This is a genomic window from Leptolyngbya sp. UWPOB_LEPTO1 (genome assembly GCF_017302695.1).
In the GTDB taxonomy this organism is placed as follows: domain Bacteria; phylum Cyanobacteriota; class Cyanobacteriia; order Leptolyngbyales; family Leptolyngbyaceae; genus Leptolyngbya; species Leptolyngbya boryana.
In genome coordinates this window covers 89,598-111,968 of sequence record NZ_JAFLCJ010000009.1, presented here as the reverse complement: position 1 = coordinate 111,968, position 22,371 = coordinate 89,598, and the positions used below count along the sequence as shown (strand labels likewise).

Annotated in this window: 28 protein-coding genes and 1 other RNA gene; 18 read left to right on the top strand and 11 right to left on the bottom strand. The window is 46.5% G+C overall.

Annotation, left to right across the window (positions count from 1 at the left end):
- Positions 1 to 26 precede the first annotated feature (26 nt).
- Together J0L70_RS15260 and J0L70_RS15255 are read left to right on the top strand one after the other, a co-directional pair.
- The gene (locus tag J0L70_RS15260; RefSeq protein WP_017286639.1) at positions 27 to 227 is read left to right on the top strand and encodes a hypothetical protein; all 201 of its coding nucleotides are present in this window, start codon (positions 27 to 29) and stop codon (positions 225 to 227) included.
- 26 nt (positions 228 to 253) lie between these two features.
- Positions 254 to 844, top strand: a complete 591-nt coding sequence (locus tag J0L70_RS15255) for a pseudouridine synthase (RefSeq protein ID WP_287455178.1) — start codon at positions 254 to 256, stop codon at positions 842 to 844.
- Here J0L70_RS15255 and J0L70_RS15250 read toward each other — a convergent pair.
- From J0L70_RS15250 to J0L70_RS15220, 7 genes are read right to left on the bottom strand one after another with little or no spacing between them, the layout of a single operon-like run.
- On the bottom strand, positions 801 to 989 hold the full coding sequence (locus tag J0L70_RS15250) for a hypothetical protein (protein ID WP_268183747.1): 189 nt from the start codon (positions 987 to 989) through the stop codon (positions 801 to 803). The two genes, J0L70_RS15255 and J0L70_RS15250, sit on opposite strands and share 44 nt — an antisense overlap.
- Before the next feature lie 27 nt (positions 990 to 1,016).
- Entirely contained in the window at positions 1,017 to 2,699 is a 1,683-nt protein-coding gene (locus J0L70_RS15245) for an NAD+ synthase (RefSeq protein ID WP_287455177.1), read from the bottom strand.
- Positions 2,696 to 3,043: a HepT-like ribonuclease domain-containing protein gene (locus J0L70_RS15240; protein ID WP_287455176.1), complete on the bottom strand. Its 348-nt coding sequence runs from the start codon at positions 3,041 to 3,043 to the stop codon at positions 2,696 to 2,698. The genes J0L70_RS15245 and J0L70_RS15240 overlap by 4 nt, the downstream gene beginning before the upstream one ends.
- Positions 3,040 to 3,336 (bottom strand): nucleotidyltransferase family protein, encoded by a 297-nt coding sequence (locus J0L70_RS15235; RefSeq protein WP_268183754.1) that lies wholly within the window; start codon positions 3,334 to 3,336, stop codon positions 3,040 to 3,042. The genes J0L70_RS15240 and J0L70_RS15235 overlap by 4 nt, the downstream gene beginning before the upstream one ends.
- Before the next feature lie 11 nt (positions 3,337 to 3,347).
- A complete protein-coding gene (locus J0L70_RS15230) occupies positions 3,348 to 4,091 on the bottom strand; it encodes an NUDIX hydrolase (protein ID WP_017286647.1) in 744 nt (247 codons plus the stop codon).
- Positions 4,055 to 4,642 (bottom strand): nicotinate-nucleotide adenylyltransferase, encoded by a 588-nt coding sequence (locus J0L70_RS15225; RefSeq protein WP_268183758.1) that lies wholly within the window; start codon positions 4,640 to 4,642, stop codon positions 4,055 to 4,057. The genes J0L70_RS15230 and J0L70_RS15225 overlap by 37 nt, the downstream gene beginning before the upstream one ends.
- Positions 4,639 to 5,973 (bottom strand): nicotinate phosphoribosyltransferase, encoded by a 1,335-nt coding sequence (locus J0L70_RS15220; protein WP_287455175.1) that lies wholly within the window; start codon positions 5,971 to 5,973, stop codon positions 4,639 to 4,641. Before J0L70_RS15220 ends, J0L70_RS15225 begins: the two co-directional genes overlap by 4 nt.
- A gap of 397 nt (positions 5,974 to 6,370) precedes the next feature.
- Here J0L70_RS15220 and J0L70_RS15215 point away from each other — a divergent pair, with 397 nt between their 5' ends.
- From J0L70_RS15215 to atpC, 10 genes are all read left to right on the top strand, one after another.
- Positions 6,371 to 6,532, top strand: a complete 162-nt coding sequence (locus tag J0L70_RS15215) for a hypothetical protein (RefSeq protein ID WP_172410470.1) — start codon at positions 6,371 to 6,373, stop codon at positions 6,530 to 6,532.
- Between the two features lie 127 nt (positions 6,533 to 6,659).
- Positions 6,660 to 7,343 carry a hypothetical protein gene (locus J0L70_RS15210; protein WP_190649141.1) on the top strand — a complete coding sequence of 228 codons (684 nt, stop codon included), beginning with the start codon at positions 6,660 to 6,662 and terminating at the stop codon, positions 7,341 to 7,343.
- A 109-nt stretch (positions 7,344 to 7,452) separates the two neighbouring features.
- Positions 7,453 to 7,848, top strand: an RNA gene (gene rnpB / locus J0L70_RS15205) — RNase P RNA component class A.
- 264 nt (positions 7,849 to 8,112) lie between these two features.
- Positions 8,113 to 8,721: a hypothetical protein gene (locus J0L70_RS15200; RefSeq protein ID WP_017286653.1), complete on the top strand. Its 609-nt coding sequence runs from the start codon at positions 8,113 to 8,115 to the stop codon at positions 8,719 to 8,721.
- Positions 8,722 to 8,780: 59 nt separating this feature from the next.
- A complete protein-coding gene (gene rnc, locus J0L70_RS15195) occupies positions 8,781 to 9,497 on the top strand; it encodes a ribonuclease III (RefSeq protein WP_017286654.1) in 717 nt (238 codons plus the stop codon).
- Between the two features lie 27 nt (positions 9,498 to 9,524).
- On the top strand, positions 9,525 to 10,523 hold the full coding sequence (locus J0L70_RS15190) for a Gfo/Idh/MocA family protein (RefSeq protein ID WP_287455174.1): 999 nt from the start codon (positions 9,525 to 9,527) through the stop codon (positions 10,521 to 10,523).
- A gap of 55 nt (positions 10,524 to 10,578) precedes the next feature.
- Positions 10,579 to 11,010 (top strand): urease accessory protein UreE, encoded by a 432-nt coding sequence (gene ureE, locus J0L70_RS15185; protein ID WP_017286656.1) that lies wholly within the window; start codon positions 10,579 to 10,581, stop codon positions 11,008 to 11,010.
- Positions 10,994 to 11,647, top strand: a complete 654-nt coding sequence (locus J0L70_RS15180) for an urease accessory protein UreF (RefSeq protein ID WP_287455173.1) — start codon at positions 10,994 to 10,996, stop codon at positions 11,645 to 11,647. Before ureE ends, J0L70_RS15180 begins: the two co-directional genes overlap by 17 nt.
- Before the next feature lie 241 nt (positions 11,648 to 11,888).
- Complete coding sequence (gene atpD, locus J0L70_RS15175; protein ID WP_017286658.1) at positions 11,889 to 13,340, top strand: F0F1 ATP synthase subunit beta; 1,452 nt, start codon at positions 11,889 to 11,891, stop codon at positions 13,338 to 13,340.
- 82 nt (positions 13,341 to 13,422) lie between these two features.
- The gene (atpC, locus tag J0L70_RS15170) at positions 13,423 to 13,833 is read left to right on the top strand and encodes an ATP synthase F1 subunit epsilon (RefSeq protein ID WP_190649129.1); all 411 of its coding nucleotides are present in this window, start codon (positions 13,423 to 13,425) and stop codon (positions 13,831 to 13,833) included.
- 164 nt (positions 13,834 to 13,997) lie between these two features.
- On the opposite strand, the gene J0L70_RS15165 is transcribed toward atpC, so the two are convergent.
- Both J0L70_RS15165 and J0L70_RS15160 read right to left on the bottom strand, forming a co-directional pair.
- Positions 13,998 to 14,999 (bottom strand): pentapeptide repeat-containing protein, encoded by a 1,002-nt coding sequence (locus J0L70_RS15165; protein ID WP_017286660.1) that lies wholly within the window; start codon positions 14,997 to 14,999, stop codon positions 13,998 to 14,000.
- A gap of 40 nt (positions 15,000 to 15,039) precedes the next feature.
- Complete coding sequence (locus J0L70_RS15160; protein ID WP_287455172.1) at positions 15,040 to 16,035, bottom strand: hypothetical protein; 996 nt, start codon at positions 16,033 to 16,035, stop codon at positions 15,040 to 15,042.
- 448 nt (positions 16,036 to 16,483) lie between these two features.
- Between J0L70_RS15160 and J0L70_RS15155 the strand changes: the two genes are divergently transcribed.
- The 6 genes from J0L70_RS15155 to J0L70_RS15130 all read left to right on the top strand — a co-directional run bounded on the left by J0L70_RS15155 (position 16,484) and on the right by J0L70_RS15130 (position 20,846).
- Positions 16,484 to 16,804 (top strand): 2Fe-2S iron-sulfur cluster-binding protein, encoded by a 321-nt coding sequence (locus tag J0L70_RS15155; protein WP_017286662.1) that lies wholly within the window; start codon positions 16,484 to 16,486, stop codon positions 16,802 to 16,804.
- Positions 16,801 to 16,965, top strand: coding sequence for a DUF8621 family protein (locus tag J0L70_RS15150; RefSeq protein WP_017286663.1), 165 nt, complete (start codon positions 16,801 to 16,803; stop codon positions 16,963 to 16,965). The genes J0L70_RS15155 and J0L70_RS15150 overlap by 4 nt, the downstream gene beginning before the upstream one ends.
- The gene (locus J0L70_RS15145) at positions 16,958 to 18,037 is read left to right on the top strand and encodes a DUF3326 domain-containing protein (protein ID WP_287455171.1); all 1,080 of its coding nucleotides are present in this window, start codon (positions 16,958 to 16,960) and stop codon (positions 18,035 to 18,037) included. The genes J0L70_RS15150 and J0L70_RS15145 overlap by 8 nt, the downstream gene beginning before the upstream one ends.
- A gap of 66 nt (positions 18,038 to 18,103) precedes the next feature.
- The gene (locus J0L70_RS15140; RefSeq protein ID WP_017286665.1) at positions 18,104 to 18,688 is read left to right on the top strand and encodes a CPBP family intramembrane glutamic endopeptidase; all 585 of its coding nucleotides are present in this window, start codon (positions 18,104 to 18,106) and stop codon (positions 18,686 to 18,688) included.
- Between the two features lie 562 nt (positions 18,689 to 19,250).
- A complete protein-coding gene (locus J0L70_RS15135) occupies positions 19,251 to 20,240 on the top strand; it encodes a sigma-70 family RNA polymerase sigma factor (protein WP_017286666.1) in 990 nt (329 codons plus the stop codon).
- 216 nt (positions 20,241 to 20,456) lie between these two features.
- Positions 20,457 to 20,846 carry a response regulator gene (locus tag J0L70_RS15130; RefSeq protein WP_268183788.1) on the top strand — a complete coding sequence of 130 codons (390 nt, stop codon included), beginning with the start codon at positions 20,457 to 20,459 and terminating at the stop codon, positions 20,844 to 20,846.
- A 101-nt stretch (positions 20,847 to 20,947) separates the two neighbouring features.
- Here J0L70_RS15130 and J0L70_RS15125 read toward each other — a convergent pair whose 3' ends face one another.
- Both J0L70_RS15125 and J0L70_RS15120 read right to left on the bottom strand, forming a co-directional pair.
- Complete coding sequence (locus J0L70_RS15125; protein ID WP_190649123.1) at positions 20,948 to 21,370, bottom strand: hypothetical protein; 423 nt, start codon at positions 21,368 to 21,370, stop codon at positions 20,948 to 20,950.
- Positions 21,371 to 21,540: 170 nt separating this feature from the next.
- Positions 21,541 to 22,101, bottom strand: coding sequence for a DUF2808 domain-containing protein (locus J0L70_RS15120; RefSeq protein WP_287455170.1), 561 nt, complete (start codon positions 22,099 to 22,101; stop codon positions 21,541 to 21,543).
- Positions 22,102 to 22,371 lie beyond the last annotated feature (270 nt).

The window sequence follows — 22,371 nt, the reverse complement described above, 5'->3', positions numbered from 1 at the left end:
TGAACAAGCTGTTCTCAGACATATCGATGGTTCGTCATTTCCCACTGATTAAGTTTCCGACCGCTTGGACATTAGTTCTAGTGATTACGATCGCGCTACTATTCAATACGCCGATCGCGCGCACAACGAAGCCGCTGCATGAATTAAAAATTGTGCTGCAACTGTCAGAAACGACTTCAAATGGTCGATCACGCCGCTGGCTCACATTGCCCTTCCTAGGATCGTAAAATCAAGCAAGTCTTTGGCAATCGTTATGCCTCACTTGCTGTTTTATAAACCTTACAATGTGCTGAGTCAGTTTACCGATGACTCACCGAATCCTCGATCGACGCTAAAAGATTTCATTCCTGTGACGAATGTTTACGCGGTCGGTCGGCTCGATCAAGACAGCGAAGGCTTGATGCTGTTGACGGATAATGGTCAGCTTCAGCACCGACTCAGCGATCCAAAATTTGAACATTCCAAAACCTATTGGGTGCAAGTTGAAAACATTCCAACAGACGAAGCGATCGCTCAATTGCGAAAAGGCGTGAAGATTAAGGATTATCTGACTCGTCCGGCGATCGTCGATCGCCTACCTGAGCCAGATTTACCCGATCGCGATCCCCCAATTCGATTTCGCAAAAACATTCCGACCGCTTGGCTCGAAATCACGTTAACTGAGGGACGAAATCGGCAAGTTCGTCGCATGACCGCAGCCGTCGGTTTTCCGACGTTGAGACTGGTTCGAGTTGCGATCGGAAAGCTTCGCCTCACAGGTCTATCTCCCGGAGAATGGCGAGAATTAACCCCCGACGAACTCAGCTATCTTCGTCAAACTCAACGTTCTCGATCTGCAATTTGAGTAAGCGATTTTCATAGCGACGATTGCGGCGACGACCTTTAGCAGGTGTGGCACGTTTATGAGATCGCTTATCGTTGACTAAATGCTCGATATCCTGAGCATCGTCCCAATTTTGTAAATCATCTGGAGAAGTTCGTCTCGTCATCGGTCTTGCTTCACACAACTACACATTTTACGAATTGTGAGAAATTTGAGCAATCCAGCGACTCGCGATCGGCATTCTCCACCCGGTTCCAAAAGCGCGATCAGTGACTTTCAATCCAGGCGGTGCTTGCTTCCGTTTGAACTCCGCCATCCGAACTAATTTCGCCACTCGTTCGACGATCGCAGCGTCATGTCCGGCTGCAACGATTTCTGCTAAAGATTGATGCTGGTGAAGATAGCGATCGAGAATATCGTCCAGCACGTCATACTCTGGCAACGAGTCTTGATCTTTTTGATCTGGCTTCAGTTCTGCACTCGGAGGCTTGCTCAGAACATTGTTCGGAATGATTTCAGTAGAACGATTTAACCATTCGCACAGTTTGTAGACTTGAGTTTTCGGAACATCTGCGATCGCAGCAAGCCCCCCATTCATATCGCCATACAACGTACAGTAACCAACAGCGACCTCAGATTTATTCCCAGTCGAAACGAGTAGATGCCCGAATTTGTTCGATACTGCCATCAGCAACGTGCCACGAATTCGAGACTGTAAGTTCTCTTCTGCCAGTCCAAAGGGCGTTCCAGCAAACAAGGGATCGAGCGTGTGGTCAAAACATTCCATTAAGGTTCCAATTGGAAATGTTTGAGTCTGAATTCCCAAATTCTCAGCGAGTGCTAGAGCATCTTGAATCGAGTGATCTGAACTATAAGGCGAAGGCATTAAAATACCGAGAACGTTATCTTTGCCCACTGCTTCAGATGCGATCGCAGCAATCAAAGATGAATCAATCCCACCACTCAAGCCCAACACAATCTTAGAAAAGCCACATTTGCGGGCATAATCTCGCACACCCAGAACTAATGCTGACCAAAGTTCAGCTTCTTTACACTCTGGTGCAGGCGCGATCGAGCTTTTCTCGAAGTCTTGCTTTTCTGAGTCGTAATCAAGCACAACCCAATCTTCTTCAAAGCTCACGGCTCGTGCAATCAGTTCGCCTTTTCTGTCGATCGCAAGACTCGCTCCATCAAAAATCAGATCATCATTTCCACCCACCTGATTCGCATAGATCAAAGGTTGATTAAACCTCACGGCTCCATGCTTCAACATTGCTTCTCGAAGCTTTTGCTTTCCAACCGTGTAAGGAGATGCAGAAAGATTGATCGTAAAATCGACTCCTGCTTGAGCTAAATCCGCGATTGGGTTCAAATTATAAGTTCGCTTTCCCCAGAATTCCTCATCATTCCAGAGATCCTCACAGATTGTGACTCCAATCCGAACGCCATCTAGCTCGAACTGATTCGGCTCATTTCCCGGTTCAAAGTAACGATCCTCATCAAAGACATCGTAGGTTGGTAGTAACCGCTTATGAAAGATTTGGAGAACATTGCTTTTCTTAATCAGGGCCACACTGTTAAACAGAGGTTTACCACCTGTAGAAATCGCTCCAGCATTCGGCTCGACTGTTCCGACTAAAACTGCTACACCTTCAGGAAGCTTTGATGCTAGTTCAGCAAGCTGCTTTGCCATTGTTTCAACAAAGCTTGGATGCAACAGTAGATCGCGAGGAGGATAGCCGCAAAGTGAAAGTTCTGGAGTCAGTAAGAGACGAACTCCCTCGGATGCTGCGCGATTAGCAGCTTCAAGAATTTTGGCAGCGTTGCCTTGGATATCTCCGATCGTCGGATTGAGTTGTGCGATCGCAATTTTCATGATGGTGTGGAATTCAAAGTTTGCAAGATTTCTAGAATTTGCGGTTTGAGGCTAGGCAATTCAATTTCGATAATTTCCCAAACAATCGCCAAATCAACTCTTAGATAGTCATGAACAAGTACATCTCGAAATCCAGCCATTCTTCGCCATGGAACATCTGGATAAGATTGTCTAAGTTCTGGAGAAAGGTTTTTAGTTGCATCGCCAATTACTTGAAAGTTCCGAATGACGGCATCTTGAATTAAAGTTGATGCTGCAAATGCGTCTTGTCCAGCAGTAGTATATTCCTCAATTCGGGCAACACATTCTGCAATGCAAGTCATATTTAAGCCATCGTCAATCATAAGAAAATTGCCTCTTTCAAGACACGATCGCGAATCCGCTCATGCAGCATTTTCTCAGTTGCAACATCCACTTCTCGCCCTAGTAGATCTTCAAGATCTTGAATTAATCCAACAGGAAACCAGGAGCTATGTTTTTCACCCATATCTACTAAGAAATCAATATCGCTCTTACTATTTGCTTCATGACGAGCAACAGAGCCAAAAACTCTGATGTTGTAAGCTCCGTGTTTTAGCGCGATCGCTAAAATCTCTTCTCGCTTATCGGCTAGTAATTCTTCAATCCCAAGTCCCATAATTTCAACACTCAAATAAACACTAAAGGCTTATCTTTTAGTGGCGCAAATGCCTCAGCATCAAAGCGATATAGACTTGCCGGTCGCCCCGCTCCTCTGGAAACTTTTACCCCAGTATCTGAGAGAAACCCAAGCTTGAGTAAGCGCGATCGAAAATTAGAATAATCTGAAAAGTTTTCTCCCAACACAGTCGTATAAAGCTGAAACAAATCACTCAGCGTAAACAGTTCAGGCAATACATCAAACGCAACCGGGCTGTACTCTAATTTGTTTCTTAAACGTCGATGACCATACTCCAAAATCTTGTTGTGATCAAAAGCAAGTTCAGGTAATTGATCCACAGGATACCAAGCTATTCCGCTCACCCCATCTGCAATCAGTTCAGCTTCTGCAAATCGAACTAACGCAAAATAGCTCACCGATAGATACCGCACGTCATAACTATCTTTCGCCTCACGCGGATCGCGATCGGGGCCACCAAACGTATAAAGCTGCTCCAAATAGAGATTACGTGCCCGAATCTTCTCGGACAGAATGCGATACGCCGCATCTTCTAGCGATTCTCCTTGACGAACCAGTGTGCCAGGCAAACTCCACTGACCCAAAAACGGCTCCTCATGACGCATCACGAGCAAAACCAGTAATCGATTTTGCGCCGTATCGACTGAGAAAATCGCGTTATCGACTCCCACCCTGAAATCTGCAAGCTTCTCTCCTATTAATGAACTGGTTGTTTTTCGATGTGTGCGTGGCATGGATACAATTGCTCCCGATCGATATAAGCCTGAATTGAAGCGGTCACCCCAGATAAGTCACAGCCTTCGCGATATGCAGTCGAAGAAACATCTGGAACACTTGCCGGGGCAATCTCAGTCTTCGCGCCCAAAGTCTTCAACTGCTCCAAATCCTCTTGAGTAAATGAATAGCGCGATCGCGGAATCACCAACACTTGAACGCGCTGCAACAATTCTTGAGCACGATACCATTTCGATAATTGCCTCGCGACATCAAATCCGACCACTAACGTTAATTCTGCATTCGGATAGCGTTGCTGAATGCGCTCAACCGTAATCAGAGTTCTCGGATGGCTCAACTCTGGATGCACTTCCACGTTGGCACACGCTAGCTCATCCACTAAAACTTTCAGCATCTCGGTTCGATATCTCAACTCAGTTTGCTGAGACTTAAACGGATTGTCGGCAGCCCAAACTGCAACGTGATCAAATCGCTGCGAGAGCCAGCGTAAAATCTCTAAATGTCCCGTCGTAGGCGGATCGGCACTTGTTCCAAATAACGCGATTCTCATGCGTGACGGCTCCGGGTACGATCAGTTAACTCAAATAACGCTTGGGATAGTTCGACTGGAATCGATACCGGGTTTTCAAGACATCGAACCGCTTTTGGCAATCGCGCAACATTGACCGTTGCCCGATCGCGAATTTCAGCAATCGTCTCAGGCTCATTGACTCGCTCTCCCTGCTTCAAGACTAATTGTAATAAGGGAATTTCACCATTTGCAGCTTCTGTGATTAAACCTAAGCGATCGCGGTTTTCTCCTCGAAAAATTTGCTTGCGTCCTGGATAAGTCATCTTTCCAAGCGCTTCCTTCATCACAGGAATGCCATCAATTTCGACCAATTTATAAACGCCATTCACAGGCGAACCTGTTACGAGTTGCGTTCCCAAACCATAGCCCTCAATACACGCACCCTGAGCTTTCAGTTCCGCAATCCGATATTCATCTAAATCGCCACTGGCAAAAATCGGAACGCCAGGCAGCAGCGATCGTACTTTTCTCGAGAGATCAACTAAGTCACCTGAATCAAGCCGCACACCCGAAAGCTGAATTTCTCCGGCTTGAAGCTGTTTAGACAGCATTTCAGCAGCAGCGATCGTGTCATAGGTATCAATCAACAATGGCGCGCCTGGGAAGTAGCGATGAAAAGCATGAAAGGCTTGAGATTCAGTACCTTCGATCGCACCCAGCGCCATCACCAACGAATGCGCCATCGTTCCAGCAGGTTTACGATCCAACTTCAAAGCTGCCAAGACGTTTGATGTTGCATCAAGTCCACCTGCTAATGCCGCTCGGGCTGCCCAAACTGAGGCTTGTGGACTAAACGCGCGCCGAGTTCCAAACTCTAGCAAGGTCGCATCTTTGCCTGCAATATCTCGCAGCCGCGCCGCACGAGTTGCGACCAAAGTTTGATAATTAATCACATTCAGCAAATAAGTTTCCACCAATTGCGCTTGCCACAGCGGAGCTTCAACTCTCAAAAATGGCTCATTGGCAAAAATTGCTGTCCCTTCTGGAACCGCCCACACATCTCCTTCAAAGCATGCTGTTTCTAGCACCGTCCAAAATTCAGCGGGCGCATCGTCAAAAATCCCGGTGGCTTGCAGTGCTGAAATTTGATCTAAGCTAAATCGAAAACTTTCTAAATAATCTAACGCTTGTGCGAGACCCATCGCGATCGCGTAACCAAAACCTTTGGGCAAGCGTCGCGCTGAAAGCTCAAAACTGGCACGTCGTTGATCCAAACCCTCGCCCACATAACAAGCTGACATTGTTAACTGATATAAATCAGTGAGCAGACTGTAATCTTCAGGTTGAATTGTCAGTTTAAGGTCTTCCACCCAAATCCTCCTTAGATGCAAAAGGGTTGTGAGAGTTAGGGGGCAGTTGAAAGCGCTTCTTCATCTAAATTATAGTTAATTTAACCAAAAGTCAAGCGACTCTTTCTGATTTTTCTAGCGAATTTATGTGTGATGCGCGGCGCATTATAGTGAATTCGACAAAAATCAGCCTCTCGATTTGTAAAGAAATTGTCGCGATCGCGCCTGTTCTCCCTCTTCATTTATGTTGCTATTTAAAACAAAAATACAAAGCTTTAAGAAACACCGAAAAAAGCCTGTTCTTTCTAACAAATTGATGCGATCGCTAGTCATTTTTTCTTGAAATCCTGATAATTGACTCAGTAAGAGATCATTCACCCATTGAATTGGTTGACCTAGAAACTTCAGAGGTGATTTCATGAGCGTTCCAAAAGTTGTAGTAGACGTAGTAGACTATTTCTCCGGCGCATTTGGTCGAATCTTCGGTTTAAGAGATGATCAGTATCCAGAGTCAGGAGTACAGCCATTTAGTGGAGATGTTTACGATCGGAAACACGCCAAAAAAGATTTTGAGCGTTAAATTAACTTCTAAATTTGTCTTGAAAAAATCGGCGCAATTGAAACTTGCGCCGATTTTTTGATCGATGAACACAACCAATCTCAAAATGGTATAAGAACAGAATCAAAGCTGTATCTGCTCCAAGAGAATGACTGAACTCGATTTTGTCTTACTGACGGTCTATTTTTTGTGCGTTACTTACGTCCTCTACCAAATCGTCAATTCATTCAACGATGAAGTGATGGTCTGGCTCGACGAGGACGACTTAAAGCAGCAGCTCGCCGACCAAAATCTAACTGATGCCGTTGGCGTTAGCTTTAAGTTCAACAGTCGCTATGAATATCACAACCTGGAAAAGCTACAAATCCGAATCAATAACAAAACGAAAGATCGGGCGCTCTATGTCGATTGGGACTACTGTGTCTTAACCGAACAGTACGATAAGCGATCGCGTCGGGTCACCCGTTCCGTTCCTGGCGACTCGACTGATCTATTTCAGCGTCAAGTTTTCAGCGTCATTGCTCCTGGAAAAACCCTCTTCGAGGACATCTTTGCAGAAGACATGATGGCTCGCAAAGATAGCACGATCAAAGCAAGCAAAACTTTACTAGACTTTTCAGAACCCAATAAAAAAGCACCTGAAGCCAAGAAAAAACTCTACAAAAACTTCGTCAATAGCAAAGAACCGTTCCAGTTCGATCTCGATCTCGTCTTGCGCTTCATCGGTTTCGGCACCTCTCCAACCGGCGATCGCATTCGCCTCGTCTGCCGCTTCAACGTCCGCAAACTCGACTGGACAGCCGGACTTCCCTGGAATCCTAAGATGCCGTAGGAGCTAGGGAAAATAACGAAGCCCAAAATCATGATTCTTCTACCCCACTCCCCATCTCCCCACTCCCCCACTCCACTCCCCCTCAATCAGCTAGACTAAACAACAGAGAAGAGTCAGCGCGGCGGTTGCGGATTTAGTTTTTCTAAATCTGAGGAAAGTCCGGACTCCCCAAAACCCAGACTTGCTGGATAACGCCCAGTGCGCGTGAGCGTGAGGATAGTGCCACAGAAAGATACCGCCAACTCCGTTGGTAAGGGTGCAAAGGTGCGGTAAGAGCGCACCAGCAATATCGAGAGGTATTGGCTCGGTAAACCCCGGTTGGGAGCAAGGTCAGACGAAACAAAGGTTGGGTTTTTTCCTGTTTCGGCGAATTGTTTGCGGACATGTCTGCGGACGATTGTGAACCGCTTGAGGTTGAAGGTAACTTCAATCCCAGATAGATAACTGCCCTCTCTATATCTTTGATATGAAGAGAACAGAATCCGGCTTATGTCTAACTCTTCTCGACCCGCTTCTAAACTCGTGGAAAACACGGACTTTTCCCTCGATCGCGCGCCCGATACTGAGAATCACTCCCTTCAGAAATTGTGATCCGCGCTTTTCTTCTTGAACTTACTTTAAACAGTGGGAACCAATATGTAGATTCAGCAAAGTCCATGAAAGTTAAGCAATGAGTTGGGGTTGCCTGGTCTACTATAAATGTGCTAAACGTCCGCGTCTGAGCCGTTCGTCAGTCAATCGCCCACTTGCACCCCCGTAGGGTAAGTCTGTGAAAAGTCAAGCTTCTACACTCGAACTCCCGAAGCATTCCGAGGTATGCCCGTCCTCAGAATCCCTGCTCGCAATTAGCGAACATAAAAAGAGCGGTTTAATCCTCTGTAAGCAATATCACGCAGAGTTTGCCGGACCCGGTGCAGCAGTGAATTGCGGCGTCGAACCGATTTATCGCGCTGTGATTGCGATCGGGTCTCCTGAATTAATTCCGACTCAAACCTTTGACGAACGTCGGCGAGCCTATGGACGAAGAATTCAGTGGGGACGATGGCTTCAGAAAATCGTCGAACATCCTGACCCGATGATGCGGGCGGAAAAATTATTAGCCGGATTTGAAGAATTTTTTGGGCGGCAAGTCGTGATTGGCTTACCCAGCGAAGTGTTAGCGCTTTTAGCGGGTGTCTTTCCGGGCACGATCGAGCAAGTTAGAGTCCAACACTGGCGGGGCAGCAGAACTGGAACGATGTCATTTCTCCCCGGTTCAGATCAGCTAAAAGTTACCACGATTTCGATGAATCGGCATGAAACGCCGGAAGTGCCCTTACTGACAAGCGCAACCGTTAGCGAAATCGAGCGCACCTATGCCGTTTTGAAATCCGCTTAAATTTGTCGGAGTGTCCTTTCACCCCTACGATGGGAACAGCCTGATTTTTTACTGATCCCATGTCTCTTGCCTACCCGCGCCGTCAGCAGGAACTCCACGCACTGGCTCAACGATTAGGGCTATCAAAGCTCGACGCGATCGACTGGAATTTAATGGATCTCGCGCTGATTCACATTACCTTCTCAGCCGAACGAAACTACGAACAGCTTGAATTCGTAGGCGATGCAGTGGTTAAATTAGCAGCTGCCGAATTTCTGCTCAAGACTTATCCGGATTTGAAAGTCGGAGAATTTACTGCAATTCGATCTGTTCTAGTGAGCGATCGTATTCTTGCCAAAATTGCAGATTCCTTTGGCTTCGATCGTTATCTTCTCGTCGCATCAAGTGCCAAATCTGATCCGGCTGGACGTGATTCTCGGCTTGCCGATTCTCTCGAAGCCGTTCTTGCAGCACTTTACCTAAGCACTCATAACCTCAGTTTGATTCATCCTTGGCTCGATGAGCAATTTCACCCCCTTGCTGAAGAAATTCTCGCTGATCCGGCTCGGCAAAACTACAAAGCTGCTTTGCAGAACTGGACACAAGGGCATCAGAAAACGCTCCCTGAATATCGCACTCAGGAAATGGGGAACACTCACAATGATCCGAACCGCTTTGTTTCAGAAGTCTGGATTCAAGGACGCTGTATGGGACAAGGAACGGGGCGATCGCGCAAAGCTGCCGAACAAGCAGCCGCGCAAGAGGCGTTTTTGGTGCTGAGCGGTCAGGAGACTTAACCAGCCCAAGATTTTAAGAGGTTGGTTATGTCAGAGCAAACAGCGATCGCACTGCTTGGCGTTGGACGTTGGGGAGCGCATCTTCTGCGGAATTTTCTTCACAATCCCAGAGCGCGAGTGGTGGCAGTCGTCGATCCCTGCCTTGAGCAATTAGAAGCGATCGCGAAACGGTTTGAATTAGACGTTTTCTGCACAACGCAGTGGCAAGACGTTTTAGAAATGAATGGATTAGATGCAGTTGCAATTACTACTCCCGCCACGACTCACAATTCTCTAATCACAGCCGCCCTGAAACAAGATCTGCACGTCCTCGCAGCGAAGCCGCTGACGTTAAGTTTTGCAGAATCAGTCCAGCTTTGCCGTTTAGCTGAGCAACAACGGCGTCAACTCGTTATCGATCACACTTATTTATTTCATCCTGCGGTGTTGCGGGGTCGAGAATTCGTCCAATCTGGCAAACTTGGACAGTTGCGATATGGGTATTCAACGCGATCGCATCTCAGCCCCGTTCGCTCTGATGTCGATGCAATGTGGGATTTAGCGATTCACGATATTGCCATCCTAAATTTTTGGCTCGGTGAAACGCCTTGCCAAGTTGAAGCAAAAGGATCGACTTGGTTACAAGCAGGGTTAGCTGATACCGTTTGGGCGACTTTGACTTATCCTTCTGGCTTTGAAGCAAGACTGCATTTAAGCTGGCTCAATCCAGACAAACAGCGGCGATCGTGTCTTGTTGGCGAGAATGGCAGTTTGATTTTTGACGAACTCGCTCAAGATCAATTAACTGCACAGTGGGGAAAATTTGACGAGAAATTTAGACCGATCGCACAAAGTCGCGAAATTCTTGACCTCCAAAATCAAGAACCGCTTCAACAAGTCTGCAATCATTTCTTAGACTGCGTTCAGCACAATCGAACTTCAGCAATTTCTTCAGGTTGGCTCGGTGCGGGGTTAGTCCAAACTTTAGTCGCACTTTCTGAATCGATGCAGGCAAATGGCAAAGCGATCGATATTCTAAAAATTTAGCCCTCTCAAATCACAGCACGATACTCTGAGAACAATTCGTTTTCAGTTTGTTATCGTGACTCCGACTTTCGTCCGACGCATTCCCCCTCAATCCTCACCGGATTATATTCTCTCGCTCACGGCTGAAGAGAGAACGCGATCTCGCTTTCTCTTCCAATCTGATGACGGACAAGAAGTGTATCTCAATCTTCCCAGAGGCACAACGCTCAAAGATGGCGACTGGCTGGAATCTGATCAGGGAAAATTCGCCAAAATTCAAGCGAAGCCTGAACCTGTTCTAACCATCACAACCTCGCAGTCACTCGATCTGCTCCAAGCTGCCTATCACTTAGGCAATCGCCACGTTCCGCTAGAAATTAGTAGCGCGTATTTGAGACTTTCACCTGACCCCGTGCTGCAAGACTTGTTAGAACATCGCGGACTCCAAGTGAAATCTGAAATCGTTCCCTTTCAACCCGAATCCGGTGCGTATGGACACTCTCACTAAGCTTTTGCAATTGGCAAGTCCTGCTTTGCCTGTTGGCGCATATAGCTATTCAGAAGGATTAGAAACTCTAGTACATAGCGGTGTGATTCACAATGTCGATGCGCTCGAACATTGGATCATTCAAGAATTAAATTGCGGTGCAGTTCGGCTCGAAGCAGCCATGATGCTGCGATCGTATCGCGCCACACTGAATCAAGAGTTTGATCGCGTTCTGGAGTGGAATCAATGGTTTACCGCTGCTCGCGAAACCGAAGAACTGCGATCGCAAAGTCTACAAATGGGCGGTTCACTTTTACGATTATTCCGCGCGCTCTATCCCGAACCAATTCCAAATTTTCCAGACGGGTGCAATTTCGCTATCGCGTTCGGACTCGTCGCGGCACTCTGGGAAATTGAAGAATCCTCGGCGCTTCTTGCATATCTGCACAGTTGGGCAACGAATCTCGTCAGCGCAGGCGTGAAATTAATTCCATTGGGACAAACTTCTGGGCAAAAGTTGCTGCTGAAGTTGGGCGAAGAGATGGGGAAAAGTGCGATCGCGGATCTAAGCGATGATGAACTTGAAACGTGTGGATGGGGATTCGCGATCGCCAGCATGTCTCATGAAACGCTCTACAGTCGATTATTTCGGAGTTAGTCAAAATTCTACAGCGTCTTGAAAAATCTCAAAACATGAGTTGAGTCCATCCTTGCTCACTCAGATTTGCGCTTCAATTTCTTCGCAGTGTCATAGACAACAAACGATCGCACAATAGGAAAAATTGCTTAATCATCTGTAACCCTTCAATGATAAGCTAACTCTTGGCGAATCCGCGCAACCCGTGTATTCACACGGTCTATTCACAAATAGTAGAACCACAACTTGTAGGGCGTTCTTCATGGTCACCACCGCAGAGAAAACAAACATCGGTTACATCACACAAATCATCGGTCCCGTATTGGACGTTCGATTTCCCGGTGGCAAAATGCCCCGAATCTACAACGCACTCTCCATTTCGGGTCAAACCGAATCGGGTCAACACGTTTCAGTGACCTGCGAAGTGCAACAACTTTTGGGCGATAACCAAGTTCGTGCGGTGGCAATGAGTTCCACCGATGGTTTAGTTCGCGGCATGGAAGTTGCAGACTTGGGCGCACCGATCAGCGTCCCCGTTGGAACCGCAACTTTAGGACGAATCTTTAACGTATTGGGCGAACCTGTGGACAACCAAGGTCCGGTCAATAACACTGAAACTTCTCCGATTCACCGCCCCGCTCCCAAACTGACCGAACTCGAAACGAAGCCGTCAGTTTTTGAAACTGGAATTAAGGTGATCGACTTGCTCACGCCCTACCGTCGTGGTGGAAAAATTGGTCTGTTCGGTGGTGCGGGTGTCGGCAAAACCGTCATCATGATGGAACTGATCAACAACATCGCAACGAATCACGGTGGAGTATCCGTATTCGCAGGTGTAGGTGAGCGGACTCGTGAAGGAAATGACCTTTACAACGAAATGATCGAGTCTGGCGTAATCAAAAAAGACAACCTGAACGAATCGAAAATCGCTCTGGTGTACGGTCAAATGAACGAACCGCCGGGAGCACGGATGCGCGTCGGTCTGTCAGGATTGACGATGGCAGAATACTTCCGCGACGTGAACAAGCAAGACGTATTGCTGTTCGTTGACAACATCTTCCGGTTTGTGCAAGCCGGTTCTGAAGTATCCGCACTCTTGGGTCGGATGCCGTCTGCGGTAGGATATCAGCCGACTTTGGGTACAGACGTAGGGGACTTGCAAGAGCGGATCACCTCGACGACCGAAGGTTCGATCACTTCGATTCAAGCAGTTTACGTACCTGCGGATGACTTGACTGACCCCGCACCTGCAACCACCTTCGCTCACTTGGATGGAACCACCGTTCTTTCCCGTGGTTTGGCTGCAAAAGGAATTTATCCAGCGGTAGATCCATTGGATTCGACTTCGACCATGTTGCAACCCAGCATCGTTGGAAACGACCACTACGATACGGCTCGTGCAGTTCAATCGACACTGCAACGCTACAAAGAATTGCAAGATATTATCGCGATTCTTGGTTTGGACGAATTGTCGGAAGACGATCGTTTGACCGTTGCTCGTGCACGTAAGATTGAGCGCTTCTTGTCTCAGCCGTTCTTCGTGGCAGAAGTCTTCACCGGATCTCCTGGTAAGTATGTAACCCTGGAGAAAACCATCGCAGGCTTCAAGAAGATCTTGGCTGGTGAATTGGATGATCTGCCAGAGCAAGCATTCTACTTGGTTGGCGACATCGATGAAGCGATCGCGAAAGCAGAAAAAATGAAGGCGGGCTAATTGCCAGGAAAATCTGAATTGTGAAGGGTGAACTCTCATCCTTCACCGCTTCTCATTTCACCCTTTACCTTCATTTTTTACTATGGCTTTAACTGTTCGTGTAATTGCACCAGACAAAACCGTCTGGGATTCTTCGGCTGAGGAAGTGATTCTTCCTAGCACTACAGGGCAGCTGGGCATTCTCTCAGGTCACGCTCCCTTGCTGACGGCTTTAGAAACGGGCGTTCTGCGCGTTCGGGCTGAGAAAAATTGGGTTCCGATCGCAGTGATGGGCGGTTTTGCGGAAGTCGAGAAGAATGAAGTCACGATTCTAGTCAATGGGGCAGAACGTGGTGAAGATATCGATCGGACTGCTGCTCAAACTGCTTACGCGGACGCACAAACCAAATTTGCTCAAGCAGAACAAGGTGGATCTAAAGAAGACCAATTGAAAGCAACTCAAGCATTGAAGCGTGCGCGCGCTAGATTGCAGGCTGCTGGTGGTCAGGTTTAACTTTAAATTTGAAGTCTTCAATCAACGTTGAGAGGGTACGATCGTACCCTCTTTTTCTGCTTTAAAGCAGCGTTATCAAGTGCTAGATAGAGAAGACAATTAAAAAATTGGGTGGTTTCGAGAGAGTGTTTGTATGAGTTCTTCTATGTTCTTGGAACGACAGGTTACGATACAGTTGAACCATCGGGTTGAATCATAGAATCCGTGATCGCACCTGTCATTAAAGCACTACTCATTTCAGCGCGTGTAAAATTCGCACGAGTCAGATTTGCCTGACGCAAATCAGCACGTCCCAAATAAGCGGCGACTAAAACGGCATCCATTAAAATTGCATTCTGCAAATCCGCACGACTTAGATCTGCTTGATTCATTTGAGCGCGCGTCAGATTCGCACGATCGAGCTTCGCTTTATGTAATTTTGCATGGTTTAAGGTCACTTCTGAGAGATTCGCTTGGCTGAGGATTGCTTGATTGAGAATCGATCGATTCATCTTTGCGTCTCTGAGGCTCGCTTGAGTCAGATTTGCCTCGCTCAGGTTCGCATCGGTCAGAAAAGCACCGCGTAAAATTGCCTCACTCAAATTCGCTTGCGCCAAGTTAGCCTCTCTCAAACTCGCTTCGCTGAGATTTGCACCTGCGAGATTGGCGCGACTTAAATCCGCTCCACTCAGATTTGCGCCGCGTAAATCCGCCCCACGTAAATCGGCTCCGCGTAGCGTTGCGCCTTCATAAGCGCGTTTCTCCTCTCTAAAATTTGCGCCGCGTAAATCCGCCCCGCGCAAGTCGGCTCCGCTAAAATTTGCATTTCGCAAATCCGCACCACTAAAATTTGCATCTAATGCGATCGCGAGTGAAAGGTCAGCCCCACGCAAATCGGCTCCACAGAGAATTGCGCCGTGTAAATCTGCATCCCGTAAATTCGCATTGAGTAAATCGGCTTGACTGAGATTTGCACCGCTCAGGCTCGCTTGCAACAAGTTTGCCTGGCTCAGATTTGCGCGATTGAGAAAAGCTAGAATTAAAACTGCATGATTGAGATCTGCCTGAGCCAAATTGGCGCCAATTAAATCCGCCCCTATCAAATTAATTCTGCTTAAATTTTGACTTGAAAAGTTGAGTTTTCCGGCATCATACTGTCGCATCAATTCTTGAGCATTCATCGTCATGCAGCCCTACAAAGATCTTGATGTTCAGTTTTCCCAACTTCTAGGAAAATGCGCGAGTCGATCGTGCAATCGTTGTATCTGCAAGACTACTCACGCTAGAGACTTGTTGCAATTTTTGCCGGAGATCGTTGTAATCCTTTTTCAGAGATCTGATGAGCACAGGCACAATCTCTAGATAAGTATCTGGATCTCGCAGTTGGCTCGCTTTACTATTTAAAAGCTGCTGGAGTTCCTCGATCGTTGCCGATTGAATCACAACGGTTCGCAGTAATCCATCTAAGCTATAAAGTTTGAGATTTGACCAATCTTGCTCACAAAACTCGAACAAATAGTAAACGGATGAAAACAGTAAAACCTTTGTCTGTAGAGGGTTTGCAGATTTGAGAATCGCACGCCGAATATCAAATAAGTCAATCGGATCACACAGCGCTAAATTGTCTGCTGGTTGATCATTGCCATACAGGGGTTCTACTTCACGAATAATGATCTCTGCAATCAATGCATACTCAACCGATTTATTCAAAGTCTTCACCATTTTATTCAACCCCGATCGCAGTTCTGCAGTGGTGGGATACTGTTTGATCAAAGTATCAATCAGGTCCGGAAGAGCGGTTTGTTCAATGATGTAAGAATTCGCTTCCCAATATTTTTTACAAGTGTAGATAAGAAGCTTCTTGATGCGATGAATGTTGATATCTTGTTCTAATTTCGTGGATCGCCGTGACGCGCTAACCATCGTGACCGCACCTTCGGCATAAAGTCCCTCTAGAACAGAAAGAATGATTTGTCCAATTGCGGCATATTCTTTGGATTTATTCAGCGTTCCGATTTGATGAGTCAGACGAGAGCGCAATTGGTCGAGTGTCGGATACGCGATTCTGACTTCTTCGATCAGTGATCTCCACTGGCTAGCATCGAAAAGGGACATCTCACTCTCCCAATGATTTCGACACACGTAAACTAGTAACTTTTGAATCCGAATTGCACTCGGATCTTGGTCAAACTGATTCACGATTGGAGCAATCGGATCGTTCATCTCTTTCTGGGTCAAAGCTCATCATTGGTTAGAATGCCCGAATCAGTGCTGGTCTTAACGAGAGTAAAATGCGATCGCATTGCTGCTGCCGTTTTCCTGAAATCAGTACTATTGCTGTTCCTTTTGCCTGATCCACCCGTCAATATCAACTCAAAATTATTTACCCCCGCAGTTGGATCATTTGACGTGAAGAGAGCACGATAGATCACTCTTAGAAATATCTGAAAATATGGCACGAGTAGCGATCCTACTAGTAGAAACCTCGTGATCGACAAAGACGCACTTTTCAGGTCTTACAGCAGCATCTCACTTGGCTATTAAATTCCGACTGAGAAGAGGTTAAGGGGCTATTAACTGAGGATAAATTTAGAATGGTCAGCAAAAACTTTTGCGCTGGCAGGATCGCCACTCGTGATGGATAATAATGATCCTCCAGACATCATTGTTTATGGCTACTTATACTGTCGAAATTTCACATCAAGGTCAGATCTACACGATCGAAGTGCCCGACGATCGCACGATTCTCAGTGTTGCGAATGACGATAAAGGTTTGAATCTCCCTGTATCCTGTACAGCGGGCGTTTGTACGACCTGTGCTGCGTTGATTACAGAAGGCACAGTCGATCAAACAGACGGGATGGGTGTAAGCCCCGATTTACAAGCGCAAGGATATGCGCTGCTTTGTGTCTCGTATCCGCGATCGAATATCAAACTCGAAACCGAAAAAGAAGAAACCGTTTACAAAAAGCAATTCGGACAGCAAGGATGATCACGGATTTTATTACGATCGAACTTTCTTTAGCTCCCGTTCGAGAGTTACATCCACTTATCGAACAAAAACTGCGTCAATTCGGTGAGCCTCTGCGGTGGGCAATTACTCGAATTGATGCAAATACAGTTGAGATCGAAGCGGTCGTGACTCGTGAATAAACCATCATTTACGGTTGGGCTGATTGTTCCAACTGGGATTGGAGCTGCAATCGGCGGATATGCAGGGGATGCAATGCCTGTCGCGCGCGCGATCTCGGAAGTTGCAGATTGTTTGATCACGCACCCCAATGTTCTCAACGGCGCACAACTCTACTGGAATCTACCGAATGCACTTTATGTAGAAGGCTATGGGTTAGATCAGTTCGCTGCTGGACATTGGGGACTGTTACCCACTACCTCAAATCGGATTGGCTTGATTTTGGATCAAGCTATCGAACCTGATCTGAAACTAAGGCATTTACAAGTTGCGGATGCTGCAAGAGCCACATTAGGACTAAATATTTTGGACTATGTGGTCACAGATCAGCCTTTGAATGTTGAACTAAGAACGGCAAAGTCTGGCGCGACCTGGGGCACGATCGAGCATCCTGATAGCTTATTGAGAGCAGCTGAGAAACTCATTCAGGCTGGAGCCGATGCGATCGCAGTTGTCGCTCGATTTCCTGACGATACAGGTAGTGAAGCATTGCAGAACTATCGACATGGGCAAGGTGTAGATCCGCTATCTGGAGCAGAAGCGGTGATCAGTCATCTCATTGTGCGCACATTTCATGTGCCTTGTGCACACGCGCCTGCTTTGTCTGCGTTACCCCTGGATCCTGATCTCTCTCCGCGATCGGCAGCGGAAGAATTAGGACATACTTTCTTACCTTGTGTCTTAGTCGGGTTGAGTCGTGCGCCACGATTTACAGAATTTCCTAAGGCTCATGCAATTTGGGTGGATCAGATGAATGCTTTAGTGATTCCTGCTTCTGCCTGCGGAGGGAGTGCAATCTTGCATCTCAGTCAGACACGCACGCGAATTATTGCCGTGCAAGAGAACCAGACAAAGCTTAATGTTTCCGCAGAAGCTTTGGGAATTCGCGCAACAATCGTCAAATCTTATTTAGAAGCGATCGGGATTTTGATCTGCGATCGTGCAGGGATCAACCCGACAGCGTTAAGTCCAGAAATCGCTGCTCTCAAACGGTTCGATCAATCGATTCGGGGATCGCAACTTACAGGAATTTAGCCTCTAGTTTCCTTTCGAGCGCTTGAGTTATACTGTGAGCCTTAAATCAAGCACCTTAAATTTACTGTGGCACAACAAATTCCTGATACGCCGGAAATGCAGCCGCTAACTCGTACCCAAGTTCTCATTGCAATGGGGGTAACCGCGGTTGTTCTATTAGTTGTTTCTAAAATTTGGCTTCATTTTAGCCAGTTATCAATGTTGCCCGTTCGCTTCTCAGTTCAAGCCTTGCTTGAAGGACTAGCATTAGGCGTTGGCATCTCGATTGCCAGTGCGATCGTCTACCGGATTTGGGGAGAGTATCGCAGAAGTGCGGATCAATATCTCACGATGGTGATCAAACCCCTGCTCGTTCCTGATCTGCTTTGGCTGGGGTTACTTCCCGGGTTAAGTGAAGAACTCTTATTTCGAGGGGTCATGCTGCCAGAGTTTGGCTTAGATGAGCTTGGCGTTCTGTTATCAAGCCTCTGTTTTGGAGTCCTGCATATGAGCAATCTTAAACAATGGTCGTATGTCGTATGGGCATCCTTAGTCGGCATAGCATTAGGTCTGAGTGCCGTTTGGACAGGAAATCTCTTAGTCCCGATTGTGGCGCACATTCTGACGAATCTCGTTTCTGGCGCAACTTGGAAATTGAGCAACCGCGACTAATCTACTGTCAATCTTTGCATTAACACGCCCTGAGTGTACTTTAGGGCGTGTTTTTTTGGGTTATCCCATTCAAAAGTGTCAATCTTCGACTTTTGTCTTTAACTCTTCAAATTAGTGCGCTATTTTTTGTAGTCTAAGTTACTCTACAAAGACACTAATTTCAAAATTCAAATTGAATCGATCCAGGTTTCTTTGATTCCTCCGCAATATTTCGGAGAGACATCACAATTTCAAATTTTTTCAAAAAACCACTGCAATTCCCCGGATCTAATTCTTAAAATGAGTTAGTGTAACTGTACAACTCAGTGAAAGTTCTGGACAGTTACTTAAGCAAAAACCGATTACTATACCGCCTTTCCACCGTGTTGTTTCTTCCGTATAGCTACTGAAATTCAGCGAAAAAACGGACTCATTTCAATTCATAAACTAAGCCTTGATAAAGTGCATAAAAAACAATCAAAAAAGCGTTATTTTACTGAACCAAACTCAAACATTTCGATTACAGTAGGTTGCAGTTGAAGATGACTTTCCGAAAAAATTAAAGACCCAGCGTAACCTGACAATGGCAACTAAATTACCCACTGACTCCTTTCCGGTTGACTCAGTTGTAACTGAGGGCGATATCGATCTTTCCGAACTCGAGTCTCTCGAAAATGAAGATCTTTCACCCGAAGCTTTGGCGAAATCGCTGCGTGGTAAAACCAGCGAATATTTAGGTCTATCAGATGACTCGGTTGGAATGTTCCTGAGAGAGATGGCACGCTACCCCCTTTTAACTCAGGCACAAGAGATTGAACTCGCTAGAGAAATTTCAAAAGGTGGAGTCATAGGAGAACGAGCAAAGCGGAAGTTAGTCCGGGCAAATTTGCGCTTAGTTGTTTCGATCGCGAAAAAGTACCTGAATCGGGGCGTACCTTTCTTAGATCTAATTCAAGAAGGGGCGATGGGTCTGATGAGGGCTGCTGAAAAGTTCGATTACGAACGGGGTTATAAGTTCTCAACCTATGCCTACTGGTGGATTCGTCAAGGGATCACCCGTGCTATTGCGTCTCAATCAAGAACAGTGCGCTTACCCGTACACATGGTTGAAAAGCTCAATCAGGTTCGTAAAGTTCGGCAAATGCTTTCTCAAGAACTCGGTCGCAAGCCGACCAAGCAAGAGTTAGCAGGCGCGCTGGATATGGAGGAAGATAAGTTAGAGCAGGTTCTAGACGTGAGCCAGCGTACTTTATCGCTTCATGCTTGGGTGGGACGCGATGAAGATACTGAATTAATGCAACTGATCGAAGATGCAGATAATGTTGCACCCAACGATAATCTGGATCACAAATTATTAGTCGATCGCCTCAACTCCGTGTTGGATCATTTGAGCGATCGTGAGCGTGAAATTATTAAGTTGCGATTTGGTTTAACGGATGGCCAGCACTACACCCTGAGCGAAATCGGTCAGATCTATGATTTATCCCGCGAGCGTGTGCGCCAAATTCAAGCGAAAGCGATGAGAAAGCTACGTCACCCTCGTCGTCAAGCCTTATTGAAAGATTGGATGTAAGTTTTCAAGTCTGTCGGTTGCTATCAGCGATGCTTCTTCTAAATGCTTGATTTAGTAAAAGGATCGCTGATTTTTTTTGCTTCTCCTCGCTCTTCTCCAAAATGGCTGACTAGATTAATCCTTGCGGTAGAGGTTTTCAGAGTGTTCGTCTCGCTACACTCTCCTGTAACACTCGAATTATCGGTCGGTTGTCCCATGCTGTCTAGTGAGTGCAAAGTGTTGCGTGTTTTAATTGTCGATGATCATGAACTAACCCGATTTAGCTTGAAGTTAGCAATGCAGCGTCAAGCGGGAATCGAGTTAGTAGGTTTAGCGAGCAATGGACGAGAAGCTGTGGAAATGGCGGATCGGCATTGCCCCGATGTGATCGTTCTGGATCTACAAATGCCTGTCATGGATGGGCTGAGTGCTTCAACTCAGATTAAGAGCGTGCATCCCCAGATTAAGATTTTGGCGTATTCGTCGTTAGAAGATCCTCAAACTGAGGTGATGCTGCAGACGGCAAAAGTGGATGCGTTTTGTAATAAAGAGACGGCAGTGCAGGATTTGATTGCGATAGTCAATCAATTGGGGCAAGAAGCGGAACACAAGAAAAGTCACTCTTAATTAGAATGCCGATCCTGTTAGAAGGATCGGCATTCTTGTTGATTTGAAATGATCGTATTTGAGAGCAGATATGTTCGTATCGAGCGGCTCATTTGTCTGCTCTATTGCGGAGAAATAGACAATGTATAAGGATTTCGCGCCCGTCCTCTGTCTCCTACAAAGACTGAATAATTGTCTTTTGTCCATCGCCCTGGAATTTCCACCTTGCCGTTAGAAAGACGATCAGCTTGGACACAAAAATTTTGTCCTTGTGTACCGATGATCAATAGTGTCGGTTCGCCGCTGCCTTGAAGTGTAAATTTGAGATTACGATCGGCAGTGACTTGAACGGTGTGATTTGGACGATCGCCAATGAAGCCAGCACAGCTTGAATCTTTTTTGTCACCTCCGGATATGCCATTGAGAGTAATGGGCGACGTATTAGAGGCGATCGAGACCACTTGTTGACTTGCAGCGAGATTAGACATTGCGAAAACAGCCATGATCGCAGTCGGAAAAATTGACCAGCGTAGAGAAGCTTGCATGATGGGTTCACTCCTGGGGACTCTCACAGTTTCAGTATGACTAGTCACAAAATCGATTTTGGTGCAAGATGTTCCTGTTCCCGAAGTGGCACTAAAGCTTGCGGAATAGAAGATACAGAGTTTGCAGCCGCGCAAGGGTTGATGTGGGATAGAAACAGATCGATCTGTAGCTAATGCCGAAATCGAGGACGGAAAAAGAACGAATCAAAGCGATTGTCGTAAATTGAGATGCGCCCAAATCCTAGAAATTGTCCATAGGCTGGATCGCCTGTGGGAAAGGCAGTGACTCCAAACAGGTAGACTCCTCCGTAAGCGGGGTTGCGCTCTGGTGCAAGTGCGATCGTCACTCGTTTTCCAGCCGGAACTGGTGGATTGAAGTTAACAGTTACGGCTTTGGTTTTCTCGTCAAGCGTAACTTCACCGAGTCCAAGTTTAGTGCGCGATCGCCGATCGCCGTCGAAGGCCTCTGTTTCCTTGAGATTGAACCGAACCCGATCAACTCCATCGTCTTGAGCGATCGTCACTCGTTGCAGGGATTCGCCCGAATTGTCTGGAATCTCTAACGTAAAGTAGTAGGTTGCGCTCCAAGCATAGACATGATTCTGAGTGGTGGATGCACCGACTAGCCGAGGTGGGGAGACAAAGTAAGTTGTGCCTCGAACTTGTACGGCTTGAGCGGGAAGCGTCAAGCTCAAAAGACTGAAGACAATTGCAGCGAATTGGCTTTTCATAAAGCGATGTAGAGCAATACTTTCAGTCTAAACGATCGTACTTTAAACCGGAGTTTAAGAGAAGATTAACTTATATTAACTTCGATTTTTAACTATTAAACTCGCTCGTCAATTTTGGAGAGAAATGCTAATTTAAATGCAGACACAGAGAGATGTTTCTCCTCAATCTCCATACCACCGCTTTGAGTTCTGTGTCTCCGCCTCAAAGCCCCTGCAACTGGATATCTTGCTGTTTTCAGAAGATACGTAGCCAATTGAGTTTGTACTGTT

What these genes read in the sequence shown, in the direction of transcription:
- J0L70_RS15260 (WP_017286639.1), top strand. Translation starts at nt 27, where the DNA reads ATGGTTCGTCATTTCCCACTGATTAAGTTTCCGACCGCTTGGACATTA.
- J0L70_RS15255 (WP_287455178.1), top strand. Translation starts at nt 254, where the DNA reads ATGCCTCACTTGCTGTTTTATAAACCTTACAATGTGCTGAGTCAGTTT.
- J0L70_RS15250 (WP_268183747.1), bottom strand. Translation starts at nt 989, where the DNA reads ATGACGAGACGAACTTCTCCAGATGATTTACAAAATTGGGACGATGCT.
- J0L70_RS15245 (WP_287455177.1), bottom strand. Translation starts at nt 2,699, where the DNA reads ATGAAAATTGCGATCGCACAACTCAATCCGACGATCGGAGATATCCAA.
- J0L70_RS15240 (WP_287455176.1), bottom strand. Translation starts at nt 3,043, where the DNA reads ATGATTGACGATGGCTTAAATATGACTTGCATTGCAGAATGTGTTGCC.
- J0L70_RS15235 (WP_268183754.1), bottom strand. Translation starts at nt 3,336, where the DNA reads ATGGGACTTGGGATTGAAGAATTACTAGCCGATAAGCGAGAAGAGATT.
- J0L70_RS15230 (WP_017286647.1), bottom strand. Translation starts at nt 4,091, where the DNA reads ATGCCACGCACACATCGAAAAACAACCAGTTCATTAATAGGAGAGAAG.
- J0L70_RS15225 (WP_268183758.1), bottom strand. Translation starts at nt 4,642, where the DNA reads ATGAGAATCGCGTTATTTGGAACAAGTGCCGATCCGCCTACGACGGGA.
- J0L70_RS15215 (WP_172410470.1), top strand. Translation starts at nt 6,371, where the DNA reads ATGAGCGTTCCAAAAGTTGTAGTAGACGTAGTAGACTATTTCTCCGGC.
- J0L70_RS15210 (WP_190649141.1), top strand. Translation starts at nt 6,660, where the DNA reads ATGACTGAACTCGATTTTGTCTTACTGACGGTCTATTTTTTGTGCGTT.
- rnc (WP_017286654.1), top strand. Translation starts at nt 8,781, where the DNA reads ATGTCTCTTGCCTACCCGCGCCGTCAGCAGGAACTCCACGCACTGGCT.
- J0L70_RS15190 (WP_287455174.1), top strand. Translation starts at nt 9,525, where the DNA reads ATGTCAGAGCAAACAGCGATCGCACTGCTTGGCGTTGGACGTTGGGGA.
- J0L70_RS15180 (WP_287455173.1), top strand. Translation starts at nt 10,994, where the DNA reads ATGGACACTCTCACTAAGCTTTTGCAATTGGCAAGTCCTGCTTTGCCT.
- atpD (WP_017286658.1), top strand. Translation starts at nt 11,889, where the DNA reads ATGGTCACCACCGCAGAGAAAACAAACATCGGTTACATCACACAAATC.
- atpC (WP_190649129.1), top strand. Translation starts at nt 13,423, where the DNA reads ATGGCTTTAACTGTTCGTGTAATTGCACCAGACAAAACCGTCTGGGAT.
- J0L70_RS15165 (WP_017286660.1), bottom strand. Translation starts at nt 14,999, where the DNA reads ATGACGATGAATGCTCAAGAATTGATGCGACAGTATGATGCCGGAAAA.
- J0L70_RS15160 (WP_287455172.1), bottom strand. Translation starts at nt 16,035, where the DNA reads ATGAACGATCCGATTGCTCCAATCGTGAATCAGTTTGACCAAGATCCG.
- J0L70_RS15155 (WP_017286662.1), top strand. Translation starts at nt 16,484, where the DNA reads ATGGCTACTTATACTGTCGAAATTTCACATCAAGGTCAGATCTACACG.
- J0L70_RS15150 (WP_017286663.1), top strand. Translation starts at nt 16,801, where the DNA reads ATGATCACGGATTTTATTACGATCGAACTTTCTTTAGCTCCCGTTCGA.
- J0L70_RS15135 (WP_017286666.1), top strand. Translation starts at nt 19,251, where the DNA reads ATGGCAACTAAATTACCCACTGACTCCTTTCCGGTTGACTCAGTTGTA.
- J0L70_RS15125 (WP_190649123.1), bottom strand. Translation starts at nt 21,370, where the DNA reads ATGCAAGCTTCTCTACGCTGGTCAATTTTTCCGACTGCGATCATGGCT.
- J0L70_RS15120 (WP_287455170.1), bottom strand. Translation starts at nt 22,101, where the DNA reads ATGAAAAGCCAATTCGCTGCAATTGTCTTCAGTCTTTTGAGCTTGACG.